A 17144-nucleotide genomic window follows, 5' to 3' on the forward strand; every position below is an offset into this window, starting at 1 on the left:
TCGCCTTTTTTATTTACAGCAACTCTCGCGCCGCTGAAACGATGTCATGCGCCGTCAGGCCATACTCCTTCTGCAGGAAGTCCTGCGTCCCTACCTGGCCATAACGCTCCTTCACCCCCACCCGACGCATCGGCACCGGGCAGGTCTCCACCAGCACTTCCGCCACCGCCGAGCCCAGCCCGTTGTGAATGCTGTGGTTTTCACAGGTCACGATCCGCCCGGTTTTCTCGGCGTAGTTTTTCACCAGCATCCGGTCGATGGGCTTCAGGGTAAACATGTCTATCACTGCCGCGTTAACGCCCTCCTGCTCAAGCTGACGGGCCGCTTCCAGCGCTTCGGCCACCATAATGCCGTTGGCAATCAGGGTAATGTCGCTTCCTTCGCGCAGCACATTGCCTTTGCCGATGGTAAACGTTGAACCCGGGGCATACACGCTTGGCGCCTGCTTACGGATAGTACGTACCCAGTAGAACCCGTCGAGGTCGATAAGCTGGCGCAGTATGTCTTCAAACATCACCGCGTCAGTCACCTCCAGCACTACCGAATGCGCCAGACCGCGCACAATGCCCATATCCTCGAACGACATATGCGTCCCGCCGTTGTGGCAGGCCGTCACGCCCGCATCCGAGGCAATAACCTTCACGTTATTACGCTGGTAGTCCAGGGACATAAACAGCTGGTCGAAGCAGCGACGGCTGGCAAACGCGGTAAAGGTATGAACAAACGGCTTGCGGCCGGTGAGTGACAGCCCGGCCGCGGTACCGATCACGTTGGCCTCCATAATGCCGCAGTTGATCACATGTTGCGGATAATCGCGCGCCACGCCGTCCATCGCCATTGAGCTCATCAGATCCGCTTCCAGGGCGATGATCTCGCTCCCGGCTTCAATCTGTTTTGCCACAAAGCCCGCGTAGATCTTACGCATCTCTATGGCATCTTTCTGTCCTGCAGGTGCAACCTTAATCATGAGTTACCTCCAGCTGGCGGATCGCCTCGTCGAGGGCCGCTTTGCTCTCCGGGGTCAATCGCAGATGGTGCGAGTTACCCAGCTGTTCCAGATACGCCACTCCCTGTCCTTTGATGCTGTCGAGGATCACCACCCGCGGACGCGCATCCGCTGGCGGAACCGGTGCGGTGACCTTCAGCAGTGTCGGGATGTCATCTCCTTTCACCGTCACCACGTCAAAACCAAAGGCGCGGAATTTCCCTTCCAGATCGAACGCGCAGATGATCTCATCCAGCTCGCCATCAAGCTGTTGTTTATTCCAGTCCACAAACACCGTCAGGTTGTTAAGACGATGGTGGGCAATAAACTGGAACGCTTCCCAGCACTGCCCTTCGTTCAGCTCGCCGTCACCGACGATGCAAAAGACCCGATTTGACCGCCCGGCCAGCTTGTGCGACAGCGCCATGCCCCCCGCGATGGAGATCCCCTGGCCAAGCGAACCGGTCGTGGCATCCACACCGCGTGTTTTTAGCCGGTCCGGATGGCTTGGCAGGCGTGTGCCGTTCTGGTTAAGCGTGCTCAGCTCTTCCATCGGGAAATAGCCCTTAATCGCCAGCGTACTGTACAGGGCCGGTCCCGCATGGCCCTTCGACAGGACAAAGTAGTCTCGTTCTGGCCAGTCCGGGTCTGCCGGGTCAATTTTCATTACCGCACCGTACAGTACGGCCAGGGTTTCGACGACCGACATACTGCCGCCGTAGTGACCAAATCCCAGCTGCGTCAGCGATTTCAGGGTCTCGAGTCGAATTTGACGCGCGAGTTCGGTTATCTCATTCTCATTCATGATTTGGCTCCGGTGTTTTCCTGCGCATTACCACCCGCAGATTTGTTTTTCGCGAACACGTTGTACGCCACCAGCAGCGCGAACAACGCAACGACAAGCCCGGTGATGGCCAGTGGTGACAGGAAGCGCGCCAGGTTGCCAAGCACAATCCCGACGGCGCCGAAGTCAGCGTCCGAGAAAGTGGTATTGGCAAAGCCAATGGCTCCCAGTACTGGCAGCAGCAGCACCGGCAGGAAGGTGATTAAGAGCCCGTTGGCAAAGGCGCCAATCATTGCCCCGCGACGTCCACCGGTGGCGTTACCAAACACGCCCGCGGTTGCGCCGGTGAAGAAGTGCGGCACCACGCCCGGCAGGATCAGCACCCAGTTAAACTGGCCGCAGATAATTAACCCCACGATCCCCCCGAGGAAGCTGAACAGGAAGCCAATCAGCACCGCGTTGGGCGCATACGGATAGACCACCGGGCAGTCCAGGGCCGGACGCGCATTGGGCACCAGTTTTTCTGAGAAGCCGGTAAAGGCCGGGACGATTTCTGCCAGGATCAGGCGTACACCCTGCAGGATGATAAACACCCCAGCGGCGAAGGTGATTGCCATGATAATGGCGTAGACCAGGTAGTTCTGACCGCCGCTGAAGGTCGCCTCGACGTATTCACGCCCGGCGCTCACCGCCATGATCAGGTAGATAATCATCATGGTCAGAGAGATGGAGATCGAGCTGTCACGCAGGAAGCTCAGGTTCTTCGGCAGGTTCATCTCTTCGGTTGAACGTGAACCTTTGCCGACCTTGCTGCCAATCCAGCCGGACAGCACGTAGCCCAGAGTGCCGAAATGGCCGAAAGCAATATCATCGTTGCCAGTAATGCGCTTCATGTAACGCTGCGCAATCGCCGGGAAGAAGGCCATGACCAGCCCGAGGATCAGCGACCCCGTAAAGACCAGCCCTACCCCTTCAAAGCCCGCAACCGTGAGGATCACCCCAATCATGCACGCCATGTAGAACGTGTGGTGTCCGGTCAGGAAGATATACTTCAGACGGGTAAAGCGGGCGACGAGAATATTGGCCACCATCCCAAACGCCATAATCAGCGCAGTCGAGGCCCCATATTTTTCCAGCGCAATGGAAACAATCGCTTCATTATTGGGAATAATGCCCTGGATATTAAAGGCGTGTTCAAACATACCGCCTAATGGATTTAAAGACCCCACCAGCACGGTGGCGCCACCACCCAGCACAATAAACCCGAGAATAGTTTTAATGGTCCCTTTTACAACGTCAGAAAAGGCTTTTTTCTGCGCAACGAGACCAATTAAGGCAATCAGGCCCACCAGCACGGAAGGGACTTTTAAAATATCGACAACGAAATTCAGCGTTTCAAGGATAAACATATCCACCTCGCCTTATCAGGGTTATTGTCTTTCGAACCAGGCACGCAGCTGCGCTTCAAGTTCGTTGATATCGATGATGTTGTTGATCACCACCAGCTGGTTTTCCGGCACGCTGGCGCTGGAGGCAATATCTTTCGCCATCACGAAAAGATCGGCCGCACCGGGCGTGGCTGAAGAGAGATCGGAATGCTCAACCTCGGCGTCAATGTCCAGCTTCTTAAGCACTTTTTTAATATTCATTTCGACCATAAAACTACTGCCCAGGCCAGAACCGCATATAGCCATGATTTTCATTGTTGTCCCCTTTTTTTGCGTAGAGTATGTCCCATCACGCTTGCGCGTAATGTGTGTGACGAGTCGGATTAAATAATTAAATCAGAAGCGGTCGATTATCGTTTTAATTTCCTCCAGGGTATTCGCCTGATGTAATTCCGCCATATCCTCATCGCTTGAAAATAATTCAGCCAGCGCGGAGATCATTTCTATATGGCTGTGTTTATCCGGTGCTGCCAGCATAACGATCACATCGACGGGATCAAATTCGCCTGCACCGAATGAAACGCCCTTCCTGAGTTTTAATAATGAGAGGCCCAGTCCTTTTGCCCCCTCTTCCGGCCGCGCATGCGGCATGGCCAGCCCTGGTGCCAGCACATAATAGGGTCCTAAAGTGTGGTGCTGCTCAATAATGGCCGTCACGTATTCCGGCGCAATGACCTGCAGCTCCAGCAACGGTTTCGCGCATATCTCCAGCGCCTGCCGCCAACTCTCAACGCTATCCTGCAGCGTGATGGTTGTATCATATATCCACTTTTTGAGCATTTCCCCTCCCGACATCGCGCTAAAGATGAACAAACTTTATTCAACGCATAACGAATTGGCTGCGATCAGGATCACAAAGATAGCGCTACCAAGATCTAACATTCAGAAGTGTGATAGCGCTATCAAATTAACATCCTGGCGCGAAATCACAGCAAAAAAAGGGATTTAAGGCGTATACTGCCTGTCACGTGAAGCGAAGGATGAAATGAGTGGCGTCCTGTCAGCAGGAAGGTGTATGTCTCTAACCCGAAAACGGCGCAGTACCGGTAAAGTGACACTTGCCGATGTCGCACAGCTTGCCGGTGTGGGCACAATGACCGTGTCCCGTGCTCTTCGCACGCCTGAACAGGTTTCCGATAAACTGCGAGAAAAAATAGAAGCCGCGGTACAAGAGTTAGGCTATATGCCCAATCTTGCAGCCAGTGCGCTGGCTTCGGCCTCGTCATGGACGATTGCGATGGTCGTCCCCAATCTTTCCGAAGCCGGTTGTTCAGAAATGTTCGCCGGGCTCCAGCAGGTGTTACAGCCCGCCGGCTATCAGATCATGCTGGCCGAATCCCAGCATCGTCTTGAACAGGAAGAGAAATTGCTGGAAACGCTGCTGGCGTCAAATATCGCTGCAGCGATTTTGCTCAGTGTTGAACATACTGACACCGTGCGTCACTGGCTAAAAAACGCCTCGATTCCGGTGATGGAGATGGGCGCCATGCGCGCCGATCCTATCGATATGAATATCGGGATTGATAACGTCGCGGCCATGTATGAACTTACGGAAATGGTCATCAAACGCGGCTACCAGAACATCGGCCTGCTGTGTGCCAACCAGGAGCAGTGGATTTTCCAGCAGCATTTGCAGGGCTGGTACAAAGCGATGCTGCGCCACCATATGTCGCCTAACCGGGTGATTAACGCCGCCATGCCGCCGAGCTTTTCGACGGGGGCCGCACAACTTCCTGAATTTCTGCTGGCGTGGCCGGAGCTGGATGCGCTGGTTTGCGTCTCAGATGAACTGGCCTGTGGCGCGCTGTACGAGTGCCAGCGCAGGCGTATCAAGGTGCCGGACGATCTGGCCGTGGTCGGGTTTGGCGACAGCGACGTCAGCCGTGTCTGTCAGCCGCCGCTGACGACGATGGCAGTACCCCATCGTAAGATTGGTATTGAAGCGGGACGTGCATTGCTGGAACGTCTGAATGACGGAGACTGGCGCGATCAGAAACCCATCGCATCCAGTCTGTGTCTGAGGGAGAGCTGCTAAAGCTTATTCGGCCTCTTCTTCTTTCTCAGATTTGGTCGATTCGTTCTTGGCGTTGCGGGTCATCCACAGCGCCAGCGCTTTTAACGAATCCGGCGTGAACTCGTCACAACGCGCGGTGATCTCTTCCGGCGTCATCCAGCTCACTTCGCTCACTTCTTCTTCCTGCAGGGCGAACGGCCCGTGGGAAACGCAGCTAAACAGCCCGCCCCAGACGCGGCAATGTTCGTCTTCAAAATAGAACTGCCCATGTTCGGCAAACGGTACGCCCGCAATGCCTAACTCTTCTTCCGCTTCACGGCGTGCGGAATCCAGCAGGACCTCATCCGCCTGAACGACACCGCCCGCAGTGGCATCCAGCATACCAGGGAGAAAATCTTTGGTGTCCGTGCGGCGTTGAACCAAAATTTTGCCCATGCCGTCATGAACAACAATATACGTCGCACGATGACGCAGGCGTTCAGCGCGCATTTGTTCGCGGCTGGCCTGCGCGATCACTTCATTCTCTTCGTTGACAATGTCAACCCACTCTGTACTTGCCAAATGACTCTGCTCCACCATCGGGAAACCTTCTCGTCTAAGCGCTCTTACGGCGCGTTTACAGTTGAGGTGTAACTTACGGATTAATCGCTACCTGTGCAATAACTTGCTGATCATTAAGTGCGATAACGCTTAACGTATGCTCATCAAGCATGCCATAGCTCGCCGGGTATCCGCCTTTCGGGATGCTGACCGAACCTGGGTTGAAGTGATAAATCTCCCCGCGTTTTTCTGCTACCGGAATATGAGTATGGCCGTAAACCAGGACATCGCCAGCGGCCAGCGCCGGGAGATTATCCGGGCTAAAAAGATGACCATGGGTGAGGAACAGACGGCATTTTTCCAGCAGCACCTGTTGCCACGGAGCGGTCATGGGGAAGTGCAGCAGCATCTGGTCCACTTCGCTGTCGCAGTTACCGCGCACGGCAATAATGCGCGAGGCATAGGGGTTGAGTTTTTCCGCCACCTGCGCAGGGGCATAGCCTTCCGGCAATGCGTTACGTGGGCCATGGTTCAACACGTCACCCAGAATAACCAGCCACTGCGCCCCACTTTGTGCGAACAGGGAAAGAACGCGCTCGGTCGCGGGCAGCGATCCATGGATATCCGACGCAAACATCAGTTTCATCAGTCACTCCTCAGAAAAACAGACTGCCCTTATCATACCTTAAGCGCCAGGGCTTATCAGCCGACGCGCTTAGCGGAGAGTGCCACATAGCGCTGCACCGACGCACGTTGCCACTGGAAAGTGGCGTAATCCACCAGCAGCTGGGGAACGTCATCGCCGTTAAGGATCAAGCGGTTCAGCATCAGCGCCAGGTCGGTATCGGCAATACACCATTCGCCAAACAGGTTCGGGTTACCGTGGGCCAGCAGCGAGGTGGCGGTGTCAATCAGCTTTTGCGCGCTCTGCGCCCCCTCAGTACTCAGGGCGGGCTTTTTCACACCCGCAAATACCACATCCGTGGAGCGTTCAACGCGAATCGGCACCAAATCGCTGCGTAGCCACGCCTGGATTTGCCGTGCCCGGGCCCGCTTTTGCAGATCGTGAGGATAAATACGCTCCCACTCTGGTGGCGCGAACCGATCTTCCAGGTATTCATCGATCGCAGACGATTCGCTCAGGGCGAAACCATCAATGTCCAGTACCGGCACGCGCCGGGTCAGATCGTAACCCTGCCACTGCGGTTTCAGATGTTCACCGCCGTCCAGATCAACGGTTTTCAGGCTAAATGACAGCCCTTTTTCCGCCAGCGCCACGTACACGCTCATGACATAGGGTGAAAAGAATTGGGCATCGGACCACAACGTGATTACAGGCTGGTTCATAACATCCTCATCGGCTGATCGATATTCCCTCAACATATAGTCTCTTTACGCCGCTGTCACTTGATGAAAACTCACGATTTTGCACAACCACCTATACTGATTGGTCATGGCATTACACTTCACACTGACAGGAGTTGAGAATGATCGACCTTTATTACGCCCCTACTCCAAACGGCCATAAGATCACCCTCTTTCTTGAAGAAGCCGAGCTGGAATACAGGATCATCCGCGTGGATATCAGCAAAGGCGATCAGTTCAGGCCTCTCTTTCTGGCCATCTCACCGAACAACAAAATCCCGGCCATCATCGATAACCTGCCAGCTGATGGCGGCAAACCGTTGAGCCTGTTTGAATCCGGGGAGATTTTGCTCTATCTGGCGGAGAAAACCGGCAAACTGCTGAGCGGGGAACTGCGCGAGCGTCACCACACGCTACAGTGGCTGTTCTGGCAGACAAGCGGCCTGGGCCCAATGCTGGGGCAGAACCACCACTTTACCGCTTACGCGCCACAACCCATCCCGTATGCGATAGAGCGCTATCAGGTGGAAACGCAGCGGCTGTACGGCGTACTGAACCGTCGGCTGGAGAAATCACCGTGGCTCGGGGGCGATCATTACAGTATCGCCGATATCGCCTGCTGGCCGTGGGTGAATACCCATGAACGTCACCGTATTGATTTAGCCTCTTACCCGGCGGTTAACAACTGGTTTGAACGTATCCGCACCCGCCCGGCGACCGAGCGTGCGATGAAAAAAATCCAGGAGATTTAGGCCTGCGCCCGGTTGGGCGCGTGTCAGGCTCTCATGTATTATGGGGAGGAAATACTGACACGGAGAAGACCTGCAATGTCGCAGCATGACGCTATTATTCGTATAAAAAATTTACGCTTACGTACTTTTATCGGTATCAAAGACGAGGAGATCGCCAACCGTCAGGATATCGTGATTAATGTGGTTATCCACTATCCGGCAGACAAGGCGAGAGGCAGTGAAGATATCAATGACGCGCTGAACTATCGCACGATTACGAAAAGCATCATTCAGTACGTGGAAAATAACCGCTTCTCTCTGCTGGAAAAATTAACTCAGGATGTGCTCGACATCGCACGCGAACATCACTGGGTCACTTATGCTGAAGTAGAGATCGATAAACTTCACGCCCTGCGTTATGCCGACTCCGTCTCCATGACGTTAAGCTGGCAGCGCCGGGCGTAAACCTGGAGGTTGTATGAAGATTCTGCTGACCGGCGGTACAGGCCTGATTGGCCGTCATCTCATTGCGCGCCTGCAGGCGTTACATCACGACATTACCGTGGTAACGCGCAGCCCTGAGAAAGCGCGCCAGGTGCTGGGTGCCGGTATCGACATCTGGAAAAATCTGGCTGACCGGCAGAATCTGGACGGCTTTGACGCCGTCATCAACCTGGCCGGTGAACCCATCGCCGACAAACGCTGGACGGAAGAGCAAAAACAGCTGTTATGCAGCAGCCGCTGGAACATCACCGAAAAGCTGGTCGAGCTCATCCGTAACAGCCATACCCCGCCATCGGTACTGATTTCCGGTTCTGCGGTAGGCTATTACGGCGATCTCGGTGAGGTGGTCGTGACCGAAGAAGAGCCGCCGCACAACGAGTTTACCCATAAGCTCTGCGCCCAGTGGGAACGTATTGCCTGTGCTGCCCAGAGCGATAATACCCGCGTGTGCCTGCTGCGTACCGGCGTCGTTCTCGCGCCGAAAGGCGGCATTCTGGCGAAAATGCTTCCTCCGTTCCGGCTCGGACTGGGCGGCCCCATCGGTAATGGCCGTCAGTATCTGCCGTGGATCCACATCGACGATATGGTCAACGGCATTCTCTGGCTGCTGGATAACGATCTGCGTGGGCCGTTCAATATGGTTGCGCCGTACCCGGTGCGTAACGAGCAGTTTGCCCACGCGCTGGGCCATGCTCTGCATCGCCCGGCGATTTTACGCGTGCCCGCAACGGTGATTCGCCTGATGATGGGTGAAGCGTCTGTGCTGGTGTTGGGCGGGCAGCGCGCGCAGCCTAAACGACTCGAAGCGGCCGGGTTTGCGTTTCGCTGGTATGACTTAGAAGAGGCGTTGAGGGATGTGGTGGGATGAATATGTTACATTTGTACGCCATGTCCCGATGAAATGGCGTAACAATGGCAACCATCACCACACCCCGGCTTCACCTCACCCCTTTCGAACCCACTGACTGGGCCTTCTTCCGCTCGTTGCGGGAAGATCGCAATATCATGCGTTACATGGCCGCCATCGCGCCGGAAAATGAGACCCGGCGCGTATTTGCTGCGCGCTTAACGGCGGCGCACGTTTTTGTGATTCGTTTTCATGATGATGACACGCCGCTGGGCGATATCGGCCTGCAGATCAGCCCAGAGAATCGTGAAGAGGCTGATATTGGCTATACGGTTGTGCCTGCTGCACAGGGGAAAGGTATCGCCAGTGAGGCGTTGCGGGCGGTATGTGAGTATGCGTTTAACCAGACCGGCGTGAAAGCGATTAACGCCTACGTACTGGCGGACAACGGCGGGTCGGTGCGGGTGCTGGAGAAAGCGGGGTTTGTGCGTACGCAGGTGCTGGAGAAGGCGTACGAGATTGACGGCGTACGGTATGACGACTGGGTGTATCGGCTGGAGTGCGGTGCGGTCTGATGCCCTCACCCCGGCCCTCTCCCACAGGAGAGGGAGAAAACCCAGCCTGTAGGCCCGGTAAGCGAAGCGCCACCGGGCGATTGGGCTGCACTGCGGCCCTCTCCCAGGGGGAGAGGGAGAAAGGCAAAACCTACTTCAAAGAGCCCTTCAGGAACTGCTGCAAACGCGGGCTTTGCGGATTCGCCAGCACCTCATCCGGATGTCCCTGCTCTTCGATTTTCCCCTGATGCAGGAAGATCACGTGGTTCGAGACGTTGCGGGCAAAGCCCATCTCGTGCGTTACTACGACCATGGTTTTACCCTCTTCCGCCAGCTTTTGCATGATGCGCAGTACTTCGCCAACCAGTTCCGGGTCAAGTGCTGAGGTCGGTTCGTCGAACAGCAATACTTCAGGCTCCATCGCCAGCGCGCGGGCGATAGAGACACGCTGCTGCTGACCACCAGAGAGATGCACCGGGTACTTTATCTGCTGTCGCTCATCGATACCCACTTTCGCCAGGTATTTCACCGCGCGCTCACGGGCCTCCTGCTTGCTTAAACCCAGCACCTGAACCGGCGCTTCCATCACGTTCTCCAGCACCGTCATGTGGCTCCAGAGGTTGAAGTGCTGGAAAACCATTGTCAGTCGCGTGCGCAGCAGGCGCAGCTGGTTCTTATCTGCCACCTTCAGCTGGCCGTCTTTATCCCGGGTCAGATTGATATTCTGCCCGCTCACCACAATTGAGCCTTCACTCGGCTTTTCGAGGAAGTTGATGCAGCGCAGGAAGGTACTTTTCCCCGAGCCGGATGATCCGATAATACTGATCACGTCGCCTGCATTTGCCTGCAGCGACACCCCTTTCAGCACTTCATGTTCGCCGTAGCGTTTGTGCAAATCAATTACGTTTAATTTGTTCTCAGCCATCATCATTCTCAGTGCGTCGAAGAGGGTTTTATATGCTGCAACCAGCGCTTTTCTGCCTTACGGAACAGGCTAATCAGGACGTATGAAATAATCAAATAGAGCACTGCCGCAATGCCAAACGCGGTAAACGGCTGATAGGTCGCAGAGTTAATATCGCGGGCGATTTTAAGCAGGTCGGGCACCGTGGCGGTAAAGGCCAGCGCGGTGGAGTGGAGCATTAAAATCACTTCGTTACTGTAGGCTGGCAATGCGATACGCAGCGCCGACGGCAGAATAATGCAGCGGTACAGTTTCACCGACGAGAAGCCGTACGCGCGCGCCGCTTCGATTTCTCCGTAAGGAACGGAGCGGATGGCCCCGGCGAAAATCTCGGTGGTGTAGGCGCAGGTGTTGAGCGTCAACGCCAGCACCGTACAGTTCAGGCCGCTGCGGAAGAAGGCGTTCAGCATCTCGGTGCCTTTCACAATCTCCAGCGTATACATGCCCGAATAGAACACCAGCAGCTGTACGTAAAGCGGTGTACCACGGAATACGTAGGTAAACAGCCAGATCGGGAACTGAATAAATTTATTGTTCGACACGCGGCCAATGGCAAGAAACACCGCCAGAATGCCACCCATCACCACCGAAGAGATCAGCAGCCACAGCGTAATGGCCACGCCGGTGAAGCGATAGCCGTCCGTCCACAGCAGCGATTTCCAGTATTCCTGAATAATCTCAATCACAGGTCAGCCCTCTTCACACCCACGGAGTAGCGACGTTCGAGCAGAAGCAGCACACCATTGGAGACGGTCGTAAAGACCAGATAGATCACGCCACACACCACCGCAAAGTAGAACGGCTCCCAGGTACTTTTACCGGCAAGCTGCGTGGCCTTTACCACATCTTCCAGACCCAGCAGAGAGACCAGCGCCGTGGCCTTGAGGATAACCTGCCAGTTGTTGCCAATGCCCGGAAGCGCGTAGCGCATCATGGCCGGGAACATAATCCGGCGAAACGTCTGGGAGGAGGTAAAACCGTAGGCGGTCGCCGCTTCTATGTGTCCTTTCGGTACCGCCATATAAGCGCCGCGGAAAGTTTCGGTAAAGTACGCGCCGTAGATAAAACCGAGAGTGATAATACCGGCCACCATCGGGTCGATATCGATCTGTCCCATTCCCATGGCGTCCGTCACGCTGTTAAGCGCGATCTGCAGCCCGTAAAAGATAAGCAGCATCAGCACCAGATCGGGAACGCCGCGAATCAGCGTGGTATAACCTTCAAAAATCAGCGCCAGCGGTTTGTTTGCCGAAAGCTTCGCCCCTGCGCCTGCCAGACCTATCAGCACCGCCAGCACCACGGAGCTGATAGCCAGCTCAAGGGTGACAAGCGCGCCCTGTAAAATAACGCCAGAAAATCCGTACAGCATACCGCGAGCCCTGTCGTATCGTGAGTGATGGACCGTGTCTTATCCCCTCCCTGAGCGGGAGGGGCCGCACGTTATTTGACGGGGCGATTAGCCGCCGTAAACATTAAAATCGAAGTACTTTTTCGCCAGTTTGTCGTACGTGCCATCCGCGCGCATTTCAGCGAATGCTTTGTTCAGCGCTTCGCGCAGCTCGTTGTCTTCTTTACGCAGACCCATACCGGTGCCGACACCAAACAACTTCACATCTTTAATGGATGGGCCGCCAAATTTGTAATCTTTACCTACCGGCGTCTTCAGGAAGCCTTCGCTCGCGGCGACTTCATCCTGGAAAGCGGCGTCGATACGGCCTGCCGTCAGATCAGCGTAGATATTTTCCTGGCCCTGATAAGAGACGATTTCAATCCCCTTCGGTGCCCAGTGTTCATTACCGTAGGTTTCCTGGGTAGTGCCCTGCAGCACGCCCACGCGTTTGCCTTTCAGTGATTCAAGGGTAGGCTGGATATCAGACGATTTAGCCACCACCAGACGAGAATCTGCCGCATAGAGTTTGTCGGTGAAGGCAATCTCCTGCTGACGTTTTTCAGTGATGGAAAGCGAGGACATGATAACGTCGATTTTTTTGGCTTTCAGCGATGGGATCAGTGCATCCAGCGGGTTCTCGACGTAGGTACACTGCGCTTTGATGCGTTTGCACAGCTCATTGGCCAGATCAATGTCAAAACCGACCAGTTCACCCTTCGAATTCTTAGATTCGAACGGGGCATAGGTAGGGTCGGTACCAATACGGATTTTCTGCGGAATTGCTGCGAACGCCGCGGTAGCGCTGGAAAAGGCCAGCACCAGAGATAACGACAACACGAGTTTTTTCATATCTGTCCTCAACAAACTGTCTTCTTACGTGATTTTTACGACGACGGGGTGGTGCTAATGTGCCATCAATCCACGCCATCAGGCAAAGATTAATGCCTTTCAGGCGAGATTTTTTGCATGATAAATGCGTAAGTATGCACACAGCGATCCAATACGGTGCACGAAACGCACCATATTGGATCAATCACACCCGCAATGCACCAGAACAGTGCACCATCATCGAGTATCAATCACCGTAGACGTTGAAGTCGAAGTATTTCTTCGCCAGTTTGTCGTAGGTACCGTCTTTGCGCAGTTCTGCAAACGCTTTGTCGAAGGCGGCTTTCAGCTCGGTATCATCTTTACGCAGGCCAATACCGGTGCCGTCACCAAAGTATTTTTTGTCTTTCACGGACGGGCCAGCAAAGGCGTAGTCTTTACCTGCCGGCTGTTTCAGGAAGCCTTCACTTGCGGCAACCTCATCCTGGAATGCCGCATCCAGACGACCGGCCGCCAGGTCAGAATAAATCAGATCCTGGTTCTGGTAAGCCACCACGTCAACGCCCTTCTCACGCCAGTTTGCATTGGCATAACCTTCCTGAGTCGACCCCTGCAGCACGCCGACATGCTTGCCTTTCAGGGAGTCAATGGTTGGCTGAATGGGGGAGCCTTTTGCCGCAATCAGACGGGAATCCGCGGCGTAGAGCTTGTCAGAGAAGGCAATCTCCTGCTGACGTTTTTCGGTGATGGAAAGAGAAGAGATAATGGCGTCGATTTTCTTGGCTTTGAGCGACGGAATTAACGCGTCAAAGTCGCTGCCCACCCATGTGCATTTCACCGCAATGCGTTTGCACATCTCATTACCCAGATCGATATCAAACCCTACGAAATCGCCTTTCGCATCCTTGGAAGAGAATGGCGCGTAGGTTGCGTCTGTACCGATACGCACTGTCTGTGGAAGCGCTGCATAGCTACCTGCTGCTGCACTTAACCCCACCAGCAAAGACAGAGCCAGAACCGTCTTCTTCATACATTTACCCTCAAGTACCGTGATTTTATTATGTATTGTGTTGTGTGTTGTGTTGCAGGCTTCTCTTGCAGGTCTTATGCCACATTGCCGTCGGGTCAAAACTTCGACGTTAAATATGTTAATAAAACGTTGCGATATTGCCTTAATGGTGAAAGATAGCAGGTCTGCCGAACGAACCGGAAAGAGAAAAAGGGAAAAAACGAATTAAATGTCGAGGATATGATCGCCGTTGCAATTTTGCCCTGAAACAGGGCATCGTCTCTGTTCATGCACGCTGTTTGTGCACAGAATCAGGCGCCCTGCCAGCGGGTGAAGAGGTCTTCGGGCAGGTGGATATCAAACTGATCCAGCACGCGGTTCACAGTCTGATTAATCACGTCATCGAGCGAGGCCGGACGATGATAAAACGCCGGCACCGGCGGCATGATCACCGCGCCCAGTTCAGCGGCCTGGGTCATTAAACGCAGATGCCCCAGATGCAGCGGCGTTTCGCGCACACAAAGCACCAGAGGACGACGCTCCTTCAGCACCACGTCCGCCGCACGCGTCACCAGCGTGTCGGTATAGCTGTTAACGATGCCGGAGAGGGTCTTAATTGAACATGGCAATATCACCATGCCCGCGGTTTTAAACGAGCCGGAGGAGATGCTGGCAGCGATATCGCGGGCATCGTGTACGACATCCGCCAGCGCCTGGACATCGCGCAGGGAGAGATCGGTTTCGAGGGAGAGAGTCTGACGCGCCGCCTGGCTCATCACCAGATGGGTTTCGACTTCCGCCACGTCACGCAGCACCTGCAGCAGACGCACGCCGTAGATCGCGCCACTGGCGCCGCTAAGCCCAACAATGAGTCGTTTCATGATTTTCGCCCTTACTGATTTCAGGGCAGACTGTGCAGGATTTTGCGGGGAGTTGCAAGTGAGGGCGAAGGCCCTCACTTGCCTGCACAATTAACCTTCGTTGTGCATCTCTAAGCTTTCGAGATCGTTTTGCAGCTGGACGGCTTTCGCATCGTCGTTGCGCAGCGAATCGAGATAGTCCAGATACTGCTGATCAACATCTTTGGTGACGTAAACCCCGTTAAACACGGAACATTCAAACTGCTGAATATCCGGGTTCTCGGCGCGCACCGCGTCGATAAGATCGTTCAGATCCTGGAAAATCAGGCCATCGGCACCGATGATCTGGCGAATCTCGTCCACTTCACGGCCGTGGGCAATCAGCTCGTTCGCGGTAGGCATATCAATGCCATACACGTTCGGGAAGCGAATCTCTGGCGCCGCAGAGGCCAGATACACTTTCTTCGCACCGGCTTCACGCGCCATCTCGATAATCTGCTCTGAGGTGGTGCCACGTACAATGGAGTCATCCACTAGCAGCACGTTCTTGTCGCGGAACTCAGCACGGTTAGCGTTCAGTTTACGACGCACGGACTTACGGCGCAGCTGCTGACCCGGCATGATAAAGGTACGGCCAACGTAGCGGTTCTTCACGAAGCCCTGACGGTATGGCTTATCCAGAATGCGGGCGATTTCCAGCGCGATATCGCAGGACGTTTCCGGGATAGGAATGACCACGTCGATGTCCAGATCGTCCCACTCGCGGGCAATCTTCTCACCCAGCTTGGTTCCCATGTTCACGCGGGCGCTGTAGACGGAGATCTTATCGATAAACGAGTCCGGACGGGCGAAATACACGTATTCGAACAGGCATGGGTTGCTGACCGGGTTGTCTGCACACTGGCGGGTAAACAGTTGGCCCTTCTCAGTGATATAGACCGCTTCGCCAGGAGCTACATCACGCAGGAATTCGAAGCCCAGGGTGTCCAGCGCCACGCTTTCAGAGGCAACCATATATTCGGTACGGCCATCACCCAGGTCACGCTTGCCGAGCACCAGCGGGCGGATACCGTTTGGATCGCGGAAGGCGACCATTCCGTGACCGATAATCATCGCCACGCAGGCGTAGGCACCGCGGATCTGGCGGTTTGTCGCAGCAACGGCGGCAAAGATATTGTCTGCTTCCAGCGGATAGTGGCGGAAGTTATCCAGCTCGCTCGCGAACACGTTGAGCAGGATTTCTGAATCAGAGGTGGTGTTAATGTGGCGACGTTTCTCTTCAAACAGCTTTTTACGCAGCTCATGCGCGTTGGTCAGGTTGCCGTTGTGAGCAAGCGTGATGCCATACGGTGAGTTGACGTAGAAAGGCTGTGCCTCAGAGGCGCTGGAACTGCCAGCAGTAGGATAACGAACGTGACCGATCCCCATATTACCTTGCAGACGCTGCATATGGCGGGCTTCAAACACATCGTTTACCAGGCCATTCGCCTTACGTAAACGGAAGCAGTTGTTTGCATCAATGGTGATGATACCCGCAGCATCCTGCCCACGGTGCTGAAGCACCGTTAACGCGTCATAAATCGACTGGTTTACCGGCATGAAACCGGCGATACCGACAATACCGCACATTCGTCTTTTCCTCGTTAAGCCACATCTCAGAGCGGGTTACGCTCTGGGCAAGAAACTCGACGAGCTTTGCAGATAGTCAAAGAACCACCTGATGATGAAGCTGAACTCTGGAATGAGCTGCGATTTCTGCCAGTCTTCGCTTTTGGAGAACCCGGTAAAGGTATCCAGGAAGAACAGTATCGCGGCCACAATCAGCACGCCTCGTAATGCCCCGAAACAGATCCCGAGCACCCTGTCCGTTCCTGACAGACCGGTTTTCTCGACCAGCTGACCTATCACGTAATTCACGATAGCGCCGACAATCAGCGTCGCGATAAACAGCACCGCGATGGCGATTCCATTTCGGACCAGTTCATCTTCAAAGCCCGTGAACCAGACAGACAGGTAAGTGTAGTAATGACTGGCAACAAAGAAAGCACAACCCCAAGTCACCAGCGATAACGCTTCACGAACAAAGCCACGGATCAGGCTAACCAGACAGGAAAAACCAATCACCGCAATGATGGCGTAATCAATCCAGACCATATGTGTCCCACGATTTAACGCCCTGTCATCCAGTTCGGGGCGAATTCTAACAGAAAAAGAAAACGTTTGCGTAGGGATTTCCTTCCCGCGCGTAAATAAAAAAGGCGCTGAAAAAATGTTCAACGCCGTTGGCTTATTACGTCTCTTTGGACGTCTGCCACTCCCCC

Annotated in this window: 21 protein-coding genes; 5 read left to right on the forward strand and 16 right to left on the reverse strand. The window is 54.7% G+C overall.

Features of this window, described 5'->3' with window-relative positions; all coding sequences use genetic code 11:
• Positions 1-13: 13 nt before the first annotated feature.
• From EQV24_RS06820 to EQV24_RS06840, 5 genes are all read right to left on the reverse strand, one after another.
• A complete protein-coding gene (locus EQV24_RS06820) occupies positions 14-967 on the reverse strand; it encodes a transketolase family protein (RefSeq protein WP_102751975.1) in 954 nt (317 codons plus the stop codon).
• Complete coding sequence (locus EQV24_RS06825; protein ID WP_023622510.1) at positions 960-1790, reverse strand: transketolase; 831 nt, start codon at positions 1788-1790, stop codon at positions 960-962. Before EQV24_RS06825 ends, EQV24_RS06820 begins: the two co-directional genes overlap by 8 nt.
• Complete coding sequence (locus tag EQV24_RS06830) at positions 1787-3178, reverse strand: PTS ascorbate transporter subunit IIC (RefSeq protein WP_023622509.1); 1392 nt, start codon at positions 3176-3178, stop codon at positions 1787-1789. The genes EQV24_RS06825 and EQV24_RS06830 overlap by 4 nt, the downstream gene beginning before the upstream one ends.
• 21 nt (positions 3179-3199) lie before the next feature.
• Positions 3200-3472: a PTS sugar transporter subunit IIB gene (locus EQV24_RS06835; RefSeq protein ID WP_013098120.1), complete on the reverse strand. Its 273-nt coding sequence runs from the start codon at positions 3470-3472 to the stop codon at positions 3200-3202.
• A gap of 81 nt (positions 3473-3553) precedes the next feature.
• Positions 3554-3997 carry a PTS sugar transporter subunit IIA gene (locus EQV24_RS06840; protein WP_038984395.1) on the reverse strand — a complete coding sequence of 148 codons (444 nt, stop codon included), beginning with the start codon at positions 3995-3997 and terminating at the stop codon, positions 3554-3556.
• A 235-nt stretch (positions 3998-4232) separates the two neighbouring features.
• Here EQV24_RS06840 and EQV24_RS06845 point away from each other — a divergent pair, with 235 nt between their 5' ends.
• Positions 4233-5252, forward strand: a complete 1020-nt coding sequence (locus tag EQV24_RS06845) for a LacI family DNA-binding transcriptional regulator (RefSeq protein ID WP_013098122.1) — start codon at positions 4233-4235, stop codon at positions 5250-5252.
• A 3-nt stretch (positions 5253-5255) separates the two neighbouring features.
• On the opposite strand, the gene yfcD is transcribed toward EQV24_RS06845, so the two are convergent.
• Genes yfcD through yfcF form a run of 3 tightly spaced genes read right to left on the reverse strand, consistent with a single transcriptional unit; the run spans position 5256 to position 7118 of the window.
• A complete protein-coding gene (yfcD, locus tag EQV24_RS06850; RefSeq protein ID WP_013098123.1) occupies positions 5256-5810 on the reverse strand; it encodes an NUDIX hydrolase YfcD in 555 nt (184 codons plus the stop codon).
• Between the two features lie 55 nt (positions 5811-5865).
• On the reverse strand, positions 5866-6417 hold the full coding sequence (gene yfcE, locus EQV24_RS06855; RefSeq protein ID WP_013098124.1) for a phosphodiesterase: 552 nt from the start codon (positions 6415-6417) through the stop codon (positions 5866-5868).
• A gap of 56 nt (positions 6418-6473) precedes the next feature.
• The gene (gene yfcF, locus EQV24_RS06860) at positions 6474-7118 is read right to left on the reverse strand and encodes a glutathione transferase (protein ID WP_013098125.1); all 645 of its coding nucleotides are present in this window, start codon (positions 7116-7118) and stop codon (positions 6474-6476) included.
• 140 nt (positions 7119-7258) lie between these two features.
• Here yfcF and yfcG point away from each other — a divergent pair, with 140 nt between their 5' ends.
• From yfcG to EQV24_RS06880, 4 genes are all read left to right on the forward strand, one after another.
• A complete protein-coding gene (gene yfcG / locus EQV24_RS06865; protein ID WP_023621684.1) occupies positions 7259-7888 on the forward strand; it encodes a GSH-dependent disulfide bond oxidoreductase in 630 nt (209 codons plus the stop codon).
• 75 nt (positions 7889-7963) lie between these two features.
• Positions 7964-8332 carry a dihydroneopterin triphosphate 2'-epimerase gene (folX, locus tag EQV24_RS06870; protein WP_013098127.1) on the forward strand — a complete coding sequence of 123 codons (369 nt, stop codon included), beginning with the start codon at positions 7964-7966 and terminating at the stop codon, positions 8330-8332.
• Between the two features lie 13 nt (positions 8333-8345).
• Positions 8346-9239, forward strand: a complete 894-nt coding sequence (locus EQV24_RS06875; protein WP_130626357.1) for a TIGR01777 family oxidoreductase — start codon at positions 8346-8348, stop codon at positions 9237-9239.
• 44 nt (positions 9240-9283) lie between these two features.
• Positions 9284-9793, forward strand: coding sequence for a GNAT family N-acetyltransferase (locus EQV24_RS06880; RefSeq protein ID WP_130626358.1), 510 nt, complete (start codon positions 9284-9286; stop codon positions 9791-9793).
• Positions 9794-9923: 130 nt separating this feature from the next.
• Here the strand turns inward: EQV24_RS06880 and hisP are convergent, their stop codons facing one another.
• From hisP to cvpA, 8 genes are all read right to left on the reverse strand, one after another.
• Positions 9924-10697 (reverse strand): histidine ABC transporter ATP-binding protein HisP, encoded by a 774-nt coding sequence (gene hisP, locus EQV24_RS06885; protein ID WP_020690627.1) that lies wholly within the window; start codon positions 10695-10697, stop codon positions 9924-9926.
• A gap of 8 nt (positions 10698-10705) precedes the next feature.
• Positions 10706-11422 carry an ABC transporter permease gene (locus EQV24_RS06890; RefSeq protein ID WP_008502590.1) on the reverse strand — a complete coding sequence of 239 codons (717 nt, stop codon included), beginning with the start codon at positions 11420-11422 and terminating at the stop codon, positions 10706-10708.
• Positions 11419-12105 carry a histidine ABC transporter permease HisQ gene (locus EQV24_RS06895; protein ID WP_013098131.1) on the reverse strand — a complete coding sequence of 229 codons (687 nt, stop codon included), beginning with the start codon at positions 12103-12105 and terminating at the stop codon, positions 11419-11421. The genes EQV24_RS06890 and EQV24_RS06895 overlap by 4 nt, the downstream gene beginning before the upstream one ends.
• A gap of 87 nt (positions 12106-12192) precedes the next feature.
• Complete coding sequence (gene hisJ, locus EQV24_RS06900) at positions 12193-12975, reverse strand: histidine ABC transporter substrate-binding protein HisJ (protein ID WP_008502592.1); 783 nt, start codon at positions 12973-12975, stop codon at positions 12193-12195.
• Positions 12976-13201: 226 nt separating this feature from the next.
• Complete coding sequence (gene argT, locus EQV24_RS06905; protein WP_013098132.1) at positions 13202-13984, reverse strand: lysine/arginine/ornithine ABC transporter substrate-binding protein ArgT; 783 nt, start codon at positions 13982-13984, stop codon at positions 13202-13204.
• 290 nt (positions 13985-14274) lie between these two features.
• On the reverse strand, positions 14275-14844 hold the full coding sequence (locus EQV24_RS06910) for a UbiX family flavin prenyltransferase (RefSeq protein WP_013098133.1): 570 nt from the start codon (positions 14842-14844) through the stop codon (positions 14275-14277).
• A 90-nt stretch (positions 14845-14934) separates the two neighbouring features.
• Positions 14935-16452 (reverse strand): amidophosphoribosyltransferase, encoded by a 1518-nt coding sequence (gene purF / locus EQV24_RS06915; RefSeq protein ID WP_014832786.1) that lies wholly within the window; start codon positions 16450-16452, stop codon positions 14935-14937.
• 36 nt (positions 16453-16488) lie between these two features.
• Positions 16489-16977, reverse strand: coding sequence for a colicin V production protein (gene cvpA / locus EQV24_RS06920; protein WP_000262116.1), 489 nt, complete (start codon positions 16975-16977; stop codon positions 16489-16491).
• Positions 16978-17144 lie beyond the last annotated feature (167 nt).

This window comes from Enterobacter sp. A8, from assembly GCF_004296595.1.
Taxonomy (GTDB): Bacteria; Pseudomonadota; Gammaproteobacteria; order Enterobacterales; family Enterobacteriaceae; genus Enterobacter; species Enterobacter cloacae.